Origin of the sequence: Streptomyces sp. V2I9 (genome assembly GCF_030817475.1) — a bacterium.
Classification (GTDB): domain Bacteria; phylum Actinomycetota; class Actinomycetes; order Streptomycetales; family Streptomycetaceae; genus Streptomyces.
Genome location: NZ_JAUSZJ010000002.1, coordinates 972414 through 989807 on the forward strand (window position 1 = coordinate 972414; position 17394 = coordinate 989807).

The following is a 17394-nucleotide window of genomic DNA, read 5'->3' on the forward strand; positions in this document are numbered from 1 at the left end:
TGCTATGGTTTTCCACGTCGGAACGGGCACGGCCCGCGAGACAGACACCTTGTCCGGGTGGCGGAATGGCAGACGCGCTAGCTTGAGGTGCTAGTGCCCTTTATCGGGCGTGGGGGTTCAAGTCCCCCCTCGGACACCAGCAGGAGCCCCACTTCGGTGGGGCTCCTTCGCGTTGTCGGACGGTCATGGAGAGGGGCGGCGGTGAGGGGTCGCAGGAGGTCGTCCGGCGGGCCGCTTCCCCAGCGGGACGGGATCGACGCGGTGCGGGTGCGGTTGCCGGAGGATCCGGGGAGCTTTCCGGCCACCGTCGGGGAGTATCTGGTCGGGCGGTTCGGCGGGGCGGTCGGGGCCGCGCGGGTGGCCGGGATGCTGGAGGCCGGGCGGTTCGTGGGGGCGGACGGGGCGGCCGTGCGGGACGCGGAGCCGTACACCGCCGGGCGGTGCCTCTGGTTCCACCGGGACTTCGCGCCCGAGGAGCCGGTGCCGTTCCCGGTCGGCGTGGTGTACCGGGACGAGCGGATCGTGGTCGTCGACAAGCCGCACTTCCTGGCGACGATGCCCCGGGGGCGGCACATCACCGAGACGGCGGTGGCCCGGCTGCGGCGGGAGCTGGACCTGCCGGCGTTGCAGCCCGCGCACCGGCTGGACCGGCTGACCGCGGGGCTCCTGCTGTGCGTGGTGCGGCCGGAGGACCGGGGCGCGTACCAGACGCTGTTCCGGGACCGGCGGGTGTGCAAGGAGTACGAGGCGGTGGCCCCGTACGACCCCTCGGTGGCGCTCCCCCGGACCGTACGCAGCCGGATCGTCAAGGAGCGCGGGGTGCTGACGGCGCGCGAGGAGCCGGGCGAACCGAACAGCGAGAGCCGGGTGGAGCTGGTGGAGCGGCGGGGCGGGGTCGGACGCTACCGGCTGCTGCCCACGACGGGGCGGACGCATCAGCTGCGGGTCCACATGAACGCGCTGGGGCTGCCGATCCTCCACGACCCGCTGTATCCGGTGGTGGAGGCGGAGGGGGCCGCGGACGACTTCTCGCGGCCGTTGCAGCTGCTGGCGCGGGTGCTGGAGTTCACCGATCCGGTCGGCGGGGAGCCGCGCCGCTTCATGAGCGGGCTGCGGCTCTCCGCCTGGCCGGAGGGGTGAGGCGGGCGGCTCTCAGTGGCCGCGCTCGATCCACTCGCCGAGCTGCGGGGCCTCCGCGCCGATGGTGGTGGGGTCGCCGTGGCCGGTGCGCACGGCCGTGTCGCCGGGCAGCGTGAGCAGCCGGTCCCGGATCGAGTCGATGATCGTCGGGAAGGACGAGAACGACCGGCCGGTGGCGCCGGGGCCGCCCTGGAAGAGGGTGTCGCCGGTGAAGACGGTTCCCAGCTCGGGGGCGTACAGGCAGACGGCGCCGGGGGCGTGGCCCGGCGTGTGCAGGACCGTGAGGGTGGTGCCGGCCACGGTCAGCTCCTGGCCGTCCGTGAGCGTGCCGTCGGGGGCGCGCTCCGGGTGGGTCGCCAGCCAGAGCGGCAGGTCGTCCGGGTGGAGCAGGACCGGGGCGCCGGTGGCCTCCGCGAGGGCGGGCGCGGCGTCGATGTGGTCGTTGTGCGCGTGGGTGCAGACGATGGCGCGCAGGGTACGGCCGCCGAGCGCGGCCTCGATGGCGGCGGCGTCGTGGGCGGCGTCGATGACGATCGCCTCGCTGTCGTCGCCGACGATCCAGACGTTGTTGTCGACCTCCCACTCGCCGCCGTCGAGGGCGAAGGTGCCGGAGGTGACCAGGTGGTCGATGCGGGCGGCCATCAGAAGACCACCACCGAACGCAGGACGTCGCCGTCGTGCATCCGGGCGAACGCCTGCTCGACGTCGCCGATGCCGATGGTCTCGGTGACGAAGGCCGCGAGGTCGAGGCGGCCCTGCTGGTGCAGGTCGACGAGCATCGGGAAGTCGCGGGAGGGCAGGCAGTCGCCGTACCAGGAGGACTTGAGGGAGCCGCCGCGGCCGAAGACGTCCAGGAGCGGCAGTTCGAGCTTCATGTCCGGGGTGGGGACGCCGACGAGGACGACCGTTCCGGCGAGGTCGCGGGCGTAGAAGGCCTGTTCGTACGTCTCGGGGCGGCCGACGGCCTCGATGACGACGTCGGCGCCGTTGCCGTCGGTGAGGGCGCGGATCGCCTCGACGGGGTCGGTGGAGCGGGAGTTGACGGTGTGGGTGGCGCCCATCTTCTTCGCCGTCTCCAGCTTGCGGTCGTCGATGTCGACCGCGATGATCTTCGCCGCTCCGGCCAGCCGGGCCCCGGCGATCGCCGCGTCGCCGACGCCGCCGCAGCCGATGACGGCGACGGAGTCGCCGCGGCCGACCTGGCCGGTGTTGATGGCGGCGCCGATGCCCGCCATGACGCCGCAGCCGAGCAGACCGGCGACCTCCGGGGCGACCTCGGGATCGACCTTGGTGCACTGGCCGGAGGCGACGAGGGTCTTCTCCGCGAAGGCGCCGATACCGAGGGCGGGCGACAGTTCCGTGCCGTCCAGCAGGGTCATCTTCTGCTTGGCGTTGTGGGTGTCGAAGCAGTACCAGGGGCGGCCGCGCAGACAGGCACGGCACTGGCCGCACACGGCACGCCAGTTGAGGACGACGAAGTCGCCGGGGGCGACGTCCGTGACGCCCTCGCCCACCGATTCCACGACGCCCGCCGCCTCGTGGCCGAGGAGGAAGGGGAACGCGTCGTTGATGCCGCCCTGCTTGTAGTGGAGGTCGGTGTGGCAGACGCCGCACGCCTGGATCTTCACGACGGCCTCGCCGGGCCCGGGGTCCGGGATCACGATCGTCTCGACCCTGACCGGCTCGTTCTTCCCCGGTGCGATGACCGCCTGCACCTGCTGTGCCATAACCCTGCTCCCTGCTCCCGCGCTGCGCGAAGATCGATCGCGGACCACCGTACGCCGTGGGGCACCCGCTACGGAGCGAGCACGTCCAGTTCGTGCAGGGCGCCCACCGCGATCTCCTTGGTGATCCGCTCGGCGGCCCCGGCGTCGCCCTCGCGGACCGCTTCGGCCAGCCGTACGTGGAGGGTGACGGCGGCCGGGTCGGGGTCCTCGAACATCACCTGGTGGTGGGTGCGGCCCGCCAGGACCTCGGCCACGACGTCCCCGAGGCGGGCGAACATCTCGTTGCCGGAGGCGTTGAGGACGATCCGGTGGAAGGCGATGTCGTGTTCGAGGTAGCCCTCCAGCTGCTGACCGCGCGAGGTGGCGACCATGCCGAGGGCGCGCTCGGTCAGCTCGGCGCACTGCTCGGCGGTGGCGTGGCGGGCGGCGAGGGAGGCGGCCACCGGTTCGATCGCGGAGCGCAGCACGGTGAGGGAGCGGAGCTGGCGCGGGCGGTCGGCTCCGGCGAGGCGCCAGCGGATGACCTGGGGGTCGTACACGTTCCACGCCTCGGTGGGGCGGACGGTCACGCCGACGCGGCGGCGCGATTCGACCAGGTGCATCGACTCCAGGACCCGGACCACTTCGCGGACGACCGTACGGGAGACGTCGAAGCGCTGGGCCAGCTCGTCGGTGCGCAGGACGCTGCCCGGCGGGCACTGGCCGGAGGAGATCTCCAGACCCAGGGTGTCCAGCACATGGGTATGCAGCCCCTGGCTCTGTGTGGTCATGGGGCAAGCCTAAGGGGCGACCTCTGGGAACAACAAGTACGACGTTTGCGTCACAGACCCTTGAATAAGTCGTACCTAATAGGTTTCAGTAGCGCGACGGACCGATGTCGAAGAAGACAGCGAGACACCCCCATGAACACGGCACCCCCCATGAGCACCCCCCACGTCGTCGTGGTGATGGGCGTAGCAGGAACCGGCAAGACCACGATCGGTCCCCTGCTCGCCGCCGAACTCGGCGTTCCGTACGCCGAGGGCGATGACTTCCATCCCCCGGCGAACATCGCCAAGATGTCGGCCGGCACCCCCCTGGACGACGACGACCGGTGGCCCTGGCTGGACGCCATCGGTGAGTGGGCGCACGGGCGTGCCGGACTCGGCGGGGTCGTCTCCAGCTCCGCACTCAAGCGGGCCTACCGGGACCGGCTGCGGGAGGGGGCGCCCGGCGCCGTCTTCCTGCACCTGACCGGTGACCGGGAGCTGATCGCGGAGCGGATGGCGGACCGCAAGGGCCACTTCATGCCCACCGCACTGCTCGACTCGCAGTTCGCGACGCTCCAGCCGCTCCAGGCCGACGAGGCCGGGGTGAGCGTCGACGTGTCCGGCACCCCTACGGAAATCACCCAGCGAGCCGTCGCGGCACTGCGCCGGCTCGACAGTTAAGGACCTTCACCGTGACCAGTCTCAGCGTCGAGATGCTGGCAGCGGACGCCGCCGAACCGATCACCTCGGCAGGCAACGCTCAGTTGGGCATCGCCGTCCTGGCGGGCATCGCCGTCATCGTTCTCCTGATCACCAAGCTCAAGATGCACGCCTTCCTGGCGCTGACCATCGGATCGCTGGCGCTCGGCTCCTTCGCGGGCGCGGCCCCGGCGGACACGATCCTCAGCTTCACCGCGGGCCTCGGCTCCACCGTGTCGGGCGTGGGCGTCCTCATCGCGCTCGGCGCGATCCTCGGCAAGCTGCTCGCGGACTCGGGCGGCGCCGACCAGGTCGTGGACACCATCCTGGCGAAGGCGAGCGGCCGGGCGATGCCCTGGGCGATGGTGCTGATCGCCTCGATCATCGGCCTGCCGCTGTTCTTCGAGGTCGGGATCGTGCTGATGATCCCCGTCGTGCTGCTCGTCGCCAAGCGCGGCAACTACTCCCTGATGCGGATCGGCATCCCCGCACTGGCCGGACTCTCGGTGATGCACGGGCTGATCCCGCCGCACCCCGGCCCGCTGGTCGCGATCGACGCCCTGGACGCCAACCTGGGCGTGACACTGGCGCTCGGCGTGCTGGTCGCCATACCGACGGTGATCATCGCCGGCCCGGTCTTCTCCCGTTACGCCGCGCGCTGGGTGGACATCGAGCCGCCGGAGAACATGATCCCGCAGCGGCCCTCCGAGGAGCTGGACCGCCGCCCGAGCTTCGGCGCGACCCTGGCGACCATCCTGCTGCCGGTCGTCCTGATGCTCCTGAACGCTCTCGTCGAGATCGTGGTCGACAACCCGGAGAACGGCCTCCAGAAGGTCACCATGGTCGTCGGCTCGCCGCTGATCGCCCTGCTCGCGGCCGTCCTGGTCGGGATGTTCACGCTCGGCCGGGCCGCCGGGTTCACCAAGGACCGGATCGCCGGCACCGTGGAGAAGTCCCTCGCCCCGATCGCCGGCATCCTGCTGATCGTCGGCGCGGGCGGCGGCTTCAAGCAGACGCTGATCGACGCCGGGGTGGGCCGGATGATCCTGGACTTCTCCGAGAACTGGTCGATCCCCGCTCTGCTGCTCGGCTGGCTGATCGCCGTCGCCATCCGCCTCGCCACCGGCTCGGCCACCGTCGCCACCATCTCGGCCGCCGGTCTGGTCGCCCCGCTGGCCGCCGACATGTCGACCTCGCACGCGGCTCTGCTGGTGCTGGCGGTCGGCGCCGGCTCGCTCTTCTTCAGCCATGTGAACGACGCCGGGTTCTGGCTGGTGAAGGAGTACTTCGGCATGGACGTCGGCCAGACGGTGAAGACCTGGTCCGTGATGGAGACGATCATCTCCGTGGTGGCGATGGCGTTCATCCTGCTGCTGTCGTTGCTGCTGTAGCGCGGTCCGTACGCGTTCAGGTGCGCCCGTCCCGGAACCGTCCGGGACGGGCGCCCGCGTCCGGGGACGCCGTACGTGCGGGCGGGCCGTAGGGGCGTCAGCGGCGGACGGTCTCGTTCCCGGCCGCCTTCTCCAGCTGGAACGCCTCGTTGCCGAGGCCGATGCGGGCGTGCGCCTCGGGCCGGACCGAGCGCAGCACGGCTCCGTGCACCAGACCGCCGACGAGGGCGAGGGCGATCACACCGGGCAGCAGCCAGGTGAGGGCCGAGCCGGGGCCCGAGCCGACGAGGACGTCGAAGTCGCGGACGGTGAGGACGGCGATCGACAGCAGCGCCAGTCCGGCGAGGGCGGAGGCGGCCAGGCGCGGGGCCTGGGCGCGGCCCGCACCGCGCTTGACGAAGAAGGCGATGACGGCGAAGGAGGCGGCGGCCATCAGCAGGATGACGCCGAGCGCGCCGACGTTGCCCATCCAGGTGAACAGCCGCAGGACGGGGACGGTGGGGTCGCCGACCGGTCGGTCGTCGGCGGCCGCGAACGCCAGGATGACCACCACGGAGACCGCGCTCTGGAGCAGCGAACCGGTTCCGGGGGCGCCGCTCGCCCGGTTGGTGCGGCCGAAGCGGGCGGGCAGCAGACCCTCGCGGCCCATGGCGAACGCGTAGCGGGCCACCACGTTGTGGAAGCTGAGGAGCGCCGCGAACATGCCGGTGACGAAGAGGATGTGCAGTACGTCGGTGAAGGTGGAGCCGAGCCGCTCCTCGGTGAGGCCGAACAGCATGCCGGGGCCCTGTTCGAGGGCGGTGCCGGCGATGGAGCCGGGCCCGGCGGCCACGGTGAGCGCCCAGGAGCTGACCGCGAGGAACAGCGCCGCGTAGCCGACCGCGAGGAACATCACCCGCGACACGACGACCTGCGGCCGGCTGGTCTCCTCCGCGTACACCGGGGCCTGCTCGAAGCCGACGAACGCGGCGACGCAGAAGCAGAGGGCGGTGCCGAGTCCGGCGCCGACGAGGGTGTCGGGGTCGAAGGCGTGCAGCGACAGCCCCTCGGGGCCCGGCTCGCTCACGGCGGCGATGTCGAAGATCACCACGAGGGCGCACTCGATGACCAGCAGGACGCCGAGCACCTTGGCGTTGAGGTCGATCTTCAGCCAGCCCAGGACGGCGACGACGGCCGCCGAGACCAGGGCCGGGACCCACCACACCAGCTCGATGTCGAGGTAGGTGGCGAAGATGCCCGAGACCTCGAAGCCGAGGATGCCGTAGATGCCGACCTGCATCGCGCTGTACGCCACCAGCGCCACGAGCGAGGCCCCGGCGCCGGCGGTGGGGCCGAGTCCCCGCGCGATGTACGCGTAGAACGCTCCCGCGTTGTGGACGTGCCGGCTCATCTCCGCGTAACCGGCGCCGAACAGCATCAGGACGGCGCCCAGGATGAGGTAGAGCAGCGGCTGCCCGACGATGCCCATCACGCCGAAGACCGTGGGCATCACCCCGGCGACCACCATCAGCGGGGCGCTGGCGGCGACCACCGACAGCAGGAGGCCGGGGGTGCCGAGCCGGTTCGCCCGCAGCGCGCGTTCCTCGCCCTTGTAGGTGTTGATCCCCCCGGTGCCGGCCGCCCTCCCGGAGGTCGCGGTCTCGCTGGAAAATGAACTGCCGGTCGACATGACGGAATGGGTCCCTTTCTTCGCGGTGGAGCCGGTGGAGTGGTGTGCTCTTCGTGCCGCGCGGGCGCCGGGAGCCGTGTCGCGGGGTGCGGCGGTTCGGGGCGCGGAGCGGTTCAGGGGGTGCCGAGCGCGTAGGCGCGCGCGGCGGTGAACGCCGCGTGGGGTTCGCCGCCGGAGTACGACCAGGGCGCGGCGGTGGCGTGGTCGCCGATGCGGTGGAAGAGGGCGGCGGCTTCGGCGGGGCGGCCCTCGCAGACCTTGGCGTGCGCCAGGAAGTTCAGGTCGATGCGATGGCGGGGGTGGTCGTCGCGCTCCCATTCCAGCCACCAGTCGAAGGCGGCCTTCATCACCTGGCGGGCCCGGCGGCCGGACCAGTGCGCGGAGGCCGCCGGGTCGGCGGGCTCGATGCCCGCGGCGACCAGGACGCGGTGGCGCTCGGCGTGGGCGACCACCGGGAGTACGGCCAACGGCGAGTCGGCGGGTGCCAGTTCGGCGGCCCAGGCGGCGAAGTCGTACACCTCGTGGAGCGGGTCGTGGCCGCTCTCGGGACTGCTCTCGGCCAGCAGAGCGGTCATCACGTGGTGGGCGTGGTGGTGGTCCGGATGACGGGAGCGGACCTCCTCGAAGAGCCTGCCGGTCTCGTTCGCGCCGTCGGCGCGCCCCCGGTCCAGGAGAAGCAGCGCGAGCCAGGGGGTGGGGTCGTCGGGGGCGAGCCGGGCGGCGGCCAGGCACGCTTCCCGGGCGCGGGCGGCGTCGTGCGCCCTGGCCTTGGGCCGCAACGCGCGCACGACGCGGGCGCAGCCGAGGAGGACGGCAGCGTCGGCGCTCTCGGGCTCGACGAGCAGCCAGTCGCCCGCCCAGTCCACGGCGGACGCGATCTCGGCGAGGGCCAGCAGGCGGTGCGCACGGCGGTCCCAGTCCCGCCCGGTGCCCACCAGCAGGGTGCGGGCCTCGGACCATCTGCCGCGGGCGAACCAGCCGCGCGCGGCGATGAGTTCGTCGTCGTCCAGGGCCGGGTCGAAGACGTGGCCCGAGCGGCGGGAGCGGCCCGGGGGCGGCGGAGGCGGCGGGGGCGGGGGCATGCCGCGGGCTTCTTTCGATGCGGTGTGCGAGCGGATGATCGCGCACAGCAAAGCGGGGCGCCACGGTACGCGTCAAGAGGGGCCTGCCATCAACCGCTCATACATGTAGGCGAGTTGGCTGGTTCCGGTCGAACGGCGCGGGATGTCGGCACAGCGGGCGGGCGGAGCGGGCGGGGCGCGGTCGCTGCGGACGCATCGGGTTCGGGCCGAGGTCGCGCCGGGTGCCACACTGATCGCATGGAGCCACGCGAACCCCTGAAGCCCTTCCTCCTCGCCTTCCCCGGACCGCTGCGGGACCGTCTGGTGGCAGCGGTGCTCTCCGGCGAGAAAGTGTCCACCACCGGATTGCTGTGCGAGTACGAGCTGGAGCAGGAGGAGTTGCCGCCGGTCGGCGAACGCTCCGCGCTCATCGACTCGGACGGGCGGGAGGTCGCGGTGGTCGAGGTGACGGACGTACGGGTGCTGCCGCTGGGGGCCGTGGACCTGCGACACGTACGGGACGAGGGCGAGGGGTACGCCTCGGTGGCCGAGTGGCGGGCGGGGCACGAACGGTTCTGGCACGGCGAGGAGATGCGGGAGGCGCTGGGGGATCCGTCGTTCACGGTGGACGACGGGACGCCGATCGTCGCGGAGCGGTTCCGGGTGGTCGAGCGGCTGGTGTGACCGGGTGAGGTCGGGGAGCGGTTTCCGGCGTGTCCGCGCGGCGCGAGGCGGGCCGTCGCCTGGCCGGCGGTCCGGGCGGGCCCCGCTTTTCGACCGCCGGTGGGGTTCGGGGCGTCGGCCCGACCCCCGAGGCCCCCGGCCTCTGAGGTCCTAGGAGGCCACCGCCTCCGCCGCCGCCCGGCCCGCCGCCCGGCCGGAGAAGATGCAGCCGCCCAGGAACGTGCCCTCCAGGGAGCGGTAACCGTGGACGCCGCCGCCGCCGAAGCCCGCCGCCTCGCCCGCCGCGTACAGGCCGGGGAGCGGGTCACCGTCCGCCGTCAGGACCCGCGAGGACAGGTCCGTCTCCAGGCCGCCGAGGGACTTGCGGGTGAGGATGTTGAGGCGGACGGCGATCAGGGGTCCCGCCGCCGGGTCCAGGATGCGGTGCGGCTTCACGGTCCGGATGAGGCGGTCGCCCAGGTAGGCGCGGGCCCCGTTGATCGCGGTGACCTGGAGGTCCTTGGTGAAGGGGTTGACGATCTCGCGGTCGCGGGCGGTGATCTCGCGGCGCAGGCTCTCCTCGTCGATGAGGCCCTCGCCGGTGACCGCGTTCATGCCGCGCACCAGCGCGCCGAGGTCCTTCTCCACGACGAAGTCGACGCCGTGGTCCATGAACGCCTTGACCGGGGCGGGCACGTCCACGCGGGCCCGGCCGATCACGTCGCGGACCGACTTGCCGGTCAGGTCCGGGTTCTGTTCGGAGCCGGAGAGGGCGAACTCCTTGCCGATGATGCGCTGGTTGAGCACGAACCAGGTGTAGCCGTGGCCCGAGCCCATGATGTGTTCGAGGGTGCCGAGCGTGTCGAAGCCGGGGAAGAGCGGGACCGGCAGCCGCTTGCCGCGGGCGTCCAGCCAGAGGGAGGAGGGGCCGGGCAGGATGCGGATGCCGTGCTTGGCCCAGATCGGGTTCCAGTTCTCGATGCCCTCGGTGTAGTGCCACATCCGGTCGCGGTTGATGTGGTGCGCGCCCGCCTTCTCCGCGATGCCGAGCATCAGGCCGTCCACGTGGGCCGGGACACCGGAGAGCATCTTCTCGGGCGGGGTGCCCAGCCGCTTCGGCCACTGGGCGCGGACCAGGTCGTGGTTGCCGCCGATGCCGCCGGAGGTGACGATCACCGCCTGGGCCTTCAGCTCGAAGGCACCGGCGACCTCGCGGCTGCTCGCGGTGCCGCGTTCGGCCGCGCTGGGCTCCAGGATCTCCCCGGTGACCGTGTCGAGCGCCCCGGCGGTGCGGGAGAGGCCGGTGACCCGGTGGCGGAACCCGAGCCGGACGAGCCCCTTGGCGACGCCCGCGCGGACCCGCCGTTCGAAGGGGGCGACGACGCCGGGGCCGGTGCCCCAGGTGATGTGGAAGCGGGGTACGGAGTTGCCGTGGCCGGTCGCGTCGTAACCGCCGCGTTCGGCCCAGCCGACGACGGGGAAGAGGCGCAACCCCTGCTGGTGCAGCCAGGAGCGCTTCTCGCCGGCGGCGAAGTCGACGTACGCCTCGGCCCACTTCCTCGGCCAGCGGTCCTCGTCCTCGCGGTCGAAGCCCGCCGTGCCGTACCAGTCCTGGAGGGCCAGTTCGCGGCTGTCCTTGATGCGCATCCGGCGCTGTTCGGGCGAGTCGACGAGGAAGAGGCCGCCGAAGGACCAGTGCGCCTGGCCGCCGACGGCCTGCTCGGGCTCCTGGTCGAGGAGGATCACGGAACGGCCGGCGTCGACCAGTTCGGCCGTGGCCACGAGCCCGGCGAGTCCCGCCCCGATCACGATCACGTCAGCGTCGTACGCCATGGGTTCCATCCTGTCGGGGAGACTCGGGGCGGGGCAGGACGGGCGGGGCGACCGGCCGCACGCGGTCGGCGAAACATTCACGTTACCCGTGCGTCAGATCTTGGGTACCCGCCGGGGCCACGTCAACCGTCCGGCCCGGTGCTGTTGGATGAAGCGCATGAACCCCTCTGACGAGATCCTGGACATCGTCGACGAGAACGACGTGGTCGTCGGGCAGGCTCCGCGCGGCGAGGCGACCGCGCGGGGGCTGCGGCACCGCTGCGTGTTCATCGAGGCGCGCGACGCGGAGGGGAGGATCTTCGTCCACCGGCGCACCGGCACGAAGCTGGTCTTCCCCTCGCACTACGACATGTTCGTCGGCGGTGTCGTGGGCGCGGGCGAGTCGTACGACGAGGCGGCGCTGCGGGAGGCGGAGGAGGAGTTGGGGGTCTCGGGGCTGCCCCGGCCGGAGCCGCTGTTCCGGTTCCTCTACGCGGACGGCGGGCACACCTGGTGGTCGGCCGTCTACCGGGTGCGCTGCGAGCTGCCGGTCTCCCCGCAGGTGGAGGAGGTCGCCTGGCACGCGTTCCTCGACGAGGCGGAGCTGGAGCGGCGGCTCGGGGAGTGGCCCTGGGTGCCGGACGGCGTGGAGGCGTACCGGCGGCTGCGGGGGCTCCGGTCCGCCTGATCCGGCCGGGCATAGGGTTCCCGCGTGAACAAGATCGCGCAGAGCGTACGGCTGTGGTTCGCGCCGCAGCGGGTCCGGGAGGACGGGGACACCCCCGACTACCGGTTCTCGCTGGCCAACGAGCGGACGTTCCTCGCCTGGATCCGGACGGCTCTGGCCCTGATCGGCGGTGGGTTCGCCGTCGACCAGTTCCTGCCGGACCTGGCCTGGGGCGTCCGGGCCGGGCTGGCGCTCGGCCTGCTGGCCGCCGGGGTGCTCTGTGCGCTGCGGGCGGTCGACCACTGGGTGCGATGCGAGCGGGCGATGCGGCGGGGCGAGGACCTGCCGGCGTCCCGGTTCCCGGCGCTGCTGAGCCTCGTGGTCGCCGTCGTGGCCGTGGCGATGGTGGTGGTGGTCCTCTTCGGCTGGGAGGGCAGATGACGGCACCGGGCCGGGATCCCGGGCTGCAGCCCGAGCGGACGCGGCTGGCCTGGCGGCGGACGACGCTCTCCGCCACGGTCGTCGTGCTGCTCGCGGCGCGGCAGGCCCTGCACAGCGGGGCGACCGCGGGCGCACCGGCCGGTGTGGCGCTGAGCGCACTGGCGTGGCTGGGGTTCCTGCTGGCCGCCCACCGCCGGATGGTGGTGCTGGGGGCCGCGCGCCCCGAGCCGCTCGCGCCGCGCGGCGCACTGACGGCGACGCTGTGCGTGGTGGCGCTGGCGGCGTTCGCGGTGGCGATGCTGTTCTGAGCACGGCGCCGGGCGGTCCGGCTTCCGGGCGGACACGCGGACGGGCCGGAGCCGGGCTTCCGGGCGGACGCGCGGACGCTCCGGCCGCGGCCGGAGCCCTCAGTCGTCCCAGGCCACCGTCACCACGATCTTGCCGCGGGTGCGTCCCTCCTGGTTGAGGCGGTACGCATCGGCGGCCTCCTCCAGCGGGAACACCCGGTCCACGTGGACGGTGACGACGCCCCGTTCCGCCAGCTCCGCGACGTGGGCGAGGTCGTTGGCGTCGGGGCGCACGAAGGCGTAGCGGCCGCCGTAGGAGAAGACCTCCTCGTCCGCGATGGAGGCGAGGCGGCCGTCCGGGGCGAGGGTCTCGGCGGAGGCCCGCAGGGCGTCGCCGCCCACCGTGTCGAAGGAGGCGTCGAAGCCCTCGGGAACCAGGTCCCGCAGGCGTTCGACGAGGCCCTCGCCGTACGCCACCGGCTCCGCGCCGAGGCTGCGGAGGTGGTCGTGGTTGCGGGGGCTCGCGGTGCCGACCACCCGGCAGCCGGCATGCCGGGCGATCTGGACGGCGAGCGACCCGACCCCGCCGGCCGCCGCGTGGACCAGGACGGTGTCGCCCTCGCGGATCCTCAGGGTCCGGTGGAGCACCTGGTACGCGGTCAGGCCGGCCAGCGGCAGACCGGCCGCCTCCTCGAAGCCCAGGCTCAGGGGCTTGCGGGCCAGGGTGCGCACGGGGGCGGCGACGTACTGGGCGAACGTACCGCGGGAGAGGAAGTCCTCCCGTACGTAGCCGATGACCTCGTCGCCCACCGCGAACTCGTCCACGGCGACGCCCGGCTGCACGACGACCCCGGAGACGTCCCAGCCGGGGATCACCGGGAAGACGGCGTCGAGCGCCCCTCGGAGGTAGCCCTCGCGGGCCTTCCAGTCGACCGGGTTGACGGCGGCGGCCCGCACCTTCACCAGGACGCTGTCGGGGCCCACCGTGGGGTCGGGCCGCTCACCGTACTCCAGGGCATCCGCGGAGCCGTACGCGCTGTAGCTGATCGCCTTCATCCTCCGACCTTCCGCGCGGGCCGGGGTCGCCGCAACTCAGGGCGGGCGCGGGTGGACGGCGGAGCGGCGCCCGTCGCGCGCCGGGGTGCGCGGGGTTCCCTCGCGCACCCCGGCCGCTCCTCGGAAAGGGCGGATCACGGGAGGACACTGGACGACATACCGACTGGTCGGCATCATGGTCTCCGATCGTCCCGTCGTCCCGCACCACCACGTCTTCCCGTCCCGTTCCCGTCCCGTCGCCCGGAGGTACGCACCATGAGCCCAGTCCCCCCGCCAGGTCTCGACCCGGAGTCGCTGCGGGCCCATCTCGACCGCGAGCGGCCGGGGCTGGTGAGCGGGCCCCTCGACGCACGGCTGATCGAGGGCGGCCGCTCGAACCTCACGTATGTCGTCGGCGACGGGACGGGGCAGTGGGTGGTGCGCAGGCCGCCGCTCGGCCATGTGCTGGCCACCGCGCACGACATGGCACGCGAGTACCGCGTGATCAGCGGACTGCACCCCACCGCCGTGCCCGTGCCGGAGCCGCTGCTGCTCTGCGAGGACGACACGGTGCTCGGCGCGCCGTTCTACGTGATGGAGTACGTCGAGGGCACCCCGTACCGCACCGCCGACCAGCTCGCCCCCCTGGGCCCCGAGCGCACCCGGGCGGCGGTCCTCGGCCTCGTCGACACCCTGGTCGACCTGCACGCCGTGGAACCGGACGCGGTCGGACTCGGGGACTTCGGGCGGCCGGAGGGCTTCCTGGACCGGCAGGTGCGGCGGTGGGGCAAGCAGCTGGACGCCTCCCGCAACCGCGAGCTGGCGGGCATCGACGAGCTGCACGCCGCCCTCGGCCGCGCGCTGCCCGCCTCCCCCGCGCCCACCGTCGTCCACGGCGACTACCGGCTGGACAACGTGCTGCTCGGCCCCGACGACCGGATCAGGGCCGTCCTCGACTGGGAGATGTCCACGCTCGGCGACCCGCTGACCGACCTCGGCCTGCTCGTGATGTACAGCTCCGAGCTCGGCCTCCCGGAGTCGCCCGTCTCCACCACCAGCGGGGCCCCCGGCCACCCCTCCCCCGCCGAGCTGATCGAGCGCTACGCGGCCCGGTCCGGCCGTGACACCTCCGCCCTCTCCTGGTACACCGCGTTCGCGTGGTTCAAGCTCGCCGTGATCCTGGAGGGCATCCACTACCGCTACACCCTCGGCCGGACCGTCGGCGCGGGCTTCGACCGGATCGGCGACCTCGTCCCCGTCTTCATCGAACACGGCCGCACCACCCTCCAGGAAGGCTGACCCCATGGACTTCGCATTCGACGCCCGTACCGAGGAACTGCGGGGCAGGCTGCTCGCGTTCATGGACGAGCACGTGTATCCGGCCGAGCCGGTCGCCGAGGAGCAGCGGGCGCTGCTCCCCTCGCCGTGGGACACGCCCGCGATCGTCGGGGAGCTGAAGGCCGAGGCACGCCGCCAGGGCCTGTGGAACCTCTTCCTGCCGGACGCGGAGTACGGGGCGGGGCTGACGAACCTCCAGTACGCCCCGCTCGCGGAGATCACCGGACGCTCCCCGCACCTCGCGCCGACCGCGACGAACTGCGCGGCACCGGACACCGGGAACATGGAGGTGCTGTCCCAGTTCGGCACCGAGGAGCAGAAGAAGCGGTGGCTGGAGCCGCTGCTCGCCGGGGAGATCCGCTCCGCGTTCGCCATGACGGAGCCGGACGTGGCGTCCTCGGACGCGACGAACATCGAGACGCGGATGATCCGGGACGGCGAGGACTATGTCGTCAACGGGCGGAAGTGGTACATCTCCGGGGCGATGAACCCGGAGTGCGCGGTCTTCATCGTGATGGGCAAGACCGACCCGGACGGCGACGACATCCGCCGCCAGCAGTCGATGATCCTGGTCCCCCGCGACACTCCGGGCGTCGAGGTGCGGCGGGCGATGCGGGTGTACGGGTACGAGGACCACTCCCACGGCGGTCACGCCGAGGTCGTCTTCCACGACGTGCGGGTGCCCGCGGCCCATCTGGTCGGCGAGGAGGGCGGCGGTTTCGCCATCGCGCAGGCGCGGCTGGGGCCGGGCCGCATCCACCACTGCATGCGGCTGATCGGGATGGCGGAGCGGGCCATCGAGCTGATGTGCCGGCGGGCCGTGGAACGTACGGCGTTCGGCAAACCGCTGGCCCGGCAGGGCGTCGTGCAGAACTGGATCGCGGACGCGCGGGTCACGGTGGAGCAGCTGCGGCTGCTGGTGCTGAAGACGGCCTGGCTGATGGACACCGTGGGCAACAAGGGCGCGCACACGGAGATCCAGGCCATCAAGATCGCCACCCCGCGCGCGGTGGTGGACATCCTGGACTCGGCGGTGCAGCTGTACGGCGCGGGCGGGGTCAGCCAGGACTTCCCGCTGGCGGAGCTGTGGGCCTCGGCGCGGACGCTGCGGCTGGCGGACGGCCCCGACGAGGTGCACCAGCGATCGCTGGCCCGGCGGGAGATCAAGCGGTACCTGTGACGGACCGCGGTGCGGCCCCTTCCCGAGGTGCTCCTCGGGAAGGGGCCGCGGCCGGTGGGCTCGGAGTGCGCCGGTCGCCTCACGGACCGGCCGGTGGGCCCGGCGGTCAGAAGGTGAGCTTCCAGCCGTTGATGTAACCGGTGTCCTGGCGGGCGATGTCCTGGACGCGGAGCTTCCAGGTTCCGTTGGCCGCCTCGGCGGCGGCGTCGACCGTGTACGCCGCGATGACGTTGTCGGCCGAGTCCCCGCTGCTGGAGTTCTTCAGCCGGTAAGCGGTGCCGTCCGGTGCGAGCAGGTCGACGACCAGGTCGCCCCGGTAGGTGTGCCTGATGTCGACGTCGACCTTGAGCGCGGCCGGGGCGTTGCCCGTCCGGCCGGTGACCGCGATCGACGAGGTCACGGCCGCCCCGGCGTCGGGGACGGCGACGTCGGCGTCGTTGGAGAAGACGGTGCCGGTGGGCGGTTCGCCGGTGGAGCCGGCGGACAGGGTCCAGATCGCGTGGGCGGCGGCGTCGCTGTTGCGGTCCAGCGCGGTGTCGTTGATGTTGCTCAGGTTGTCGCAGGACGAGTGGTAGCAGCGGTCGAAGGCCTGCCCGGCCGTCCCGCCCCACTTCTGCGCCTGGGCGGCGGACTTGGTGTAGCCGGCCCCGGTGAAGAGCCCGCCGACGGGAACGCCGACGTTCTTGAACGGGGCGTGGTCGGAGCGGCCGTCACCCTCGGTCTCGATCTCGGTGGGGACCGAGATGCCCGCGAAGTAGTCCTTGAAGGTCTTCTCGATGACCGGGTCGTCGTCGTAGACGAAGTAACCGGGGTTGGGCGAGCCGATCATGTCGAAGTTGAGGTAGCCGGCGAGCTTGGAACGCTCGGTGGACGGCAGGTTGTTGACGTAGTACTTCGAGCCGATCAGGCCCAGCTCCTCCGCGCCCCACCAGGCGAACCGCAGGTGCTTGTCGGGCTGGTACTGGGCGCGGGAGACGGCGAGGGCGGTCTCCAGCACGGCGGCCGAGCCGGAGCCGTTGTCGTTGATACCGGCGCCGGAGGAGACCGAGTCGAGGTGGGCCCCGGCCATCAGGACCTTGTTCGGGTCGCCGCCCGGCCAGTCGGCTATCAGGTTGTAGCCGGTGGCTCCGCCGGAGGTGAACTGCTGGAGCGTGGTGGTGTATCCGGCCGCGTCGAGCTTGGCCTTCACGTAGTCCACGGACGCCTTGTAGCCGGGGCGGCCGTGGGCGCGGTTGCCGCCGTTGTTCGCGGCGATCGTCGAGAACTGCGACAGGTGGGCCTTGACGTTGGCCACGGGGATGTCGGGGGCGGCGACGGCGGCCTTCGCCGGAGCCGCCTCACCGGCGGCCAGGGCGGCGGGCGCCCCGGCTCCGAGGGCGACGGAGAGGACCACGGCCGCGAGGGCCGCCGGGGATCTGCGCAGGGTGAAACGGTTCGGTCTCATTCACGGGCTCCGGATTCCGTTAGGGACTGACGGAACGTGCGGGGGGTCCCCGGCCGCGTGGTGATCCGGCCGGGTCCTGGAGCGTGGGCCC

At 72.6% G+C, this 17394-nt stretch carries 17 protein-coding genes and 1 tRNA gene; 10 read left to right on the forward strand and 8 right to left on the reverse strand.

Features of this window, described 5'->3' with window-relative positions:
- The first annotated feature begins 51 nt into the window (after positions 1 to 51).
- A tRNA-Leu gene (locus QFZ71_RS04340) sits at positions 52 to 139 on the forward strand.
- Positions 140 to 201: 62 nt separating this feature from the next.
- A complete protein-coding gene (locus QFZ71_RS04345; protein WP_307666919.1) occupies positions 202 to 1140 on the forward strand; it encodes an RluA family pseudouridine synthase in 939 nt (312 codons plus the stop codon).
- 12 nt (positions 1141 to 1152) lie between these two features.
- Here QFZ71_RS04345 and QFZ71_RS04350 read toward each other — a convergent pair whose 3' ends face one another.
- The 3 genes from QFZ71_RS04350 to QFZ71_RS04360 all read right to left on the reverse strand — a co-directional run bounded on the left by QFZ71_RS04350 (position 1153) and on the right by QFZ71_RS04360 (position 3637).
- Positions 1153 to 1782, reverse strand: coding sequence for an MBL fold metallo-hydrolase (locus tag QFZ71_RS04350; protein ID WP_307666920.1), 630 nt, complete (start codon positions 1780 to 1782; stop codon positions 1153 to 1155).
- Positions 1782 to 2867, reverse strand: coding sequence for an S-(hydroxymethyl)mycothiol dehydrogenase (locus QFZ71_RS04355; protein ID WP_307666921.1), 1086 nt, complete (start codon positions 2865 to 2867; stop codon positions 1782 to 1784). The genes QFZ71_RS04350 and QFZ71_RS04355 overlap by 1 nt, the downstream gene beginning before the upstream one ends.
- A gap of 68 nt (positions 2868 to 2935) precedes the next feature.
- Entirely contained in the window at positions 2936 to 3637 is a 702-nt protein-coding gene (locus tag QFZ71_RS04360; protein ID WP_307666922.1) for a FadR/GntR family transcriptional regulator, read from the reverse strand.
- Between the two features lie 150 nt (positions 3638 to 3787).
- Here QFZ71_RS04360 and QFZ71_RS04365 point away from each other — a divergent pair, with 150 nt between their 5' ends.
- Both QFZ71_RS04365 and QFZ71_RS04370 read left to right on the forward strand, forming a co-directional pair.
- Entirely contained in the window at positions 3788 to 4297 is a 510-nt protein-coding gene (locus QFZ71_RS04365; protein ID WP_307666923.1) for a gluconokinase, read from the forward strand.
- An 11-nt stretch (positions 4298 to 4308) separates the two neighbouring features.
- On the forward strand, positions 4309 to 5706 hold the full coding sequence (locus tag QFZ71_RS04370) for a GntP family permease (RefSeq protein WP_307666924.1): 1398 nt from the start codon (positions 4309 to 4311) through the stop codon (positions 5704 to 5706).
- Positions 5707 to 5803: 97 nt separating this feature from the next.
- On the opposite strand, the gene QFZ71_RS04375 is transcribed toward QFZ71_RS04370, so the two are convergent.
- Positions 5804 to 7375 carry an APC family permease gene (locus tag QFZ71_RS04375; RefSeq protein ID WP_307666925.1) on the reverse strand — a complete coding sequence of 524 codons (1572 nt, stop codon included), beginning with the start codon at positions 7373 to 7375 and terminating at the stop codon, positions 5804 to 5806.
- A gap of 113 nt (positions 7376 to 7488) precedes the next feature.
- Positions 7489 to 8457 carry a hypothetical protein gene (locus QFZ71_RS04380; protein ID WP_307666926.1) on the reverse strand — a complete coding sequence of 323 codons (969 nt, stop codon included), beginning with the start codon at positions 8455 to 8457 and terminating at the stop codon, positions 7489 to 7491.
- A gap of 237 nt (positions 8458 to 8694) precedes the next feature.
- On the opposite strand from QFZ71_RS04380, the gene QFZ71_RS04385 reads away from it, so the two are divergent.
- Positions 8695 to 9120, forward strand: coding sequence for an ASCH domain-containing protein (locus QFZ71_RS04385; RefSeq protein WP_307666927.1), 426 nt, complete (start codon positions 8695 to 8697; stop codon positions 9118 to 9120).
- Between the two features lie 150 nt (positions 9121 to 9270).
- Here QFZ71_RS04385 and QFZ71_RS04390 read toward each other — a convergent pair whose 3' ends face one another.
- The gene (locus QFZ71_RS04390; protein WP_307666928.1) at positions 9271 to 10932 is read right to left on the reverse strand and encodes an FAD-binding dehydrogenase; all 1662 of its coding nucleotides are present in this window, start codon (positions 10930 to 10932) and stop codon (positions 9271 to 9273) included.
- 157 nt (positions 10933 to 11089) lie between these two features.
- Between QFZ71_RS04390 and QFZ71_RS04395 the strand changes: the two genes are divergently transcribed.
- Genes QFZ71_RS04395 through QFZ71_RS04405 form a run of 3 tightly spaced genes read left to right on the forward strand, consistent with a single transcriptional unit; the run spans position 11090 to position 12327 of the window.
- Entirely contained in the window at positions 11090 to 11599 is a 510-nt protein-coding gene (locus QFZ71_RS04395) for an NUDIX domain-containing protein (protein WP_307666929.1), read from the forward strand.
- 24 nt (positions 11600 to 11623) lie between these two features.
- Entirely contained in the window at positions 11624 to 12019 is a 396-nt protein-coding gene (locus tag QFZ71_RS04400; RefSeq protein WP_307666930.1) for a YidH family protein, read from the forward strand.
- A complete protein-coding gene (locus QFZ71_RS04405) occupies positions 12016 to 12327 on the forward strand; it encodes a DUF202 domain-containing protein (RefSeq protein WP_307666931.1) in 312 nt (103 codons plus the stop codon). Before QFZ71_RS04400 ends, QFZ71_RS04405 begins: the two co-directional genes overlap by 4 nt.
- A 99-nt stretch (positions 12328 to 12426) precedes the next feature.
- On the opposite strand, the gene QFZ71_RS04410 is transcribed toward QFZ71_RS04405, so the two are convergent.
- Entirely contained in the window at positions 12427 to 13362 is a 936-nt protein-coding gene (locus QFZ71_RS04410; RefSeq protein WP_307666932.1) for an NADP-dependent oxidoreductase, read from the reverse strand.
- A 255-nt stretch (positions 13363 to 13617) separates the two neighbouring features.
- Between QFZ71_RS04410 and QFZ71_RS04415 the strand changes: the two genes are divergently transcribed.
- On the forward strand, positions 13618 to 14640 hold the full coding sequence (locus QFZ71_RS04415) for a phosphotransferase family protein (RefSeq protein ID WP_307666933.1): 1023 nt from the start codon (positions 13618 to 13620) through the stop codon (positions 14638 to 14640).
- A gap of 4 nt (positions 14641 to 14644) precedes the next feature.
- Positions 14645 to 15859, forward strand: a complete 1215-nt coding sequence (locus QFZ71_RS04420) for an acyl-CoA dehydrogenase family protein (protein ID WP_307666934.1) — start codon at positions 14645 to 14647, stop codon at positions 15857 to 15859.
- 106 nt (positions 15860 to 15965) lie between these two features.
- Here the strand turns inward: QFZ71_RS04420 and QFZ71_RS04425 are convergent, their stop codons facing one another.
- Entirely contained in the window at positions 15966 to 17303 is a 1338-nt protein-coding gene (locus QFZ71_RS04425) for a M28 family metallopeptidase (RefSeq protein ID WP_307666935.1), read from the reverse strand.
- Between the last annotated feature and the right edge of the window lie 91 nt (positions 17304 to 17394).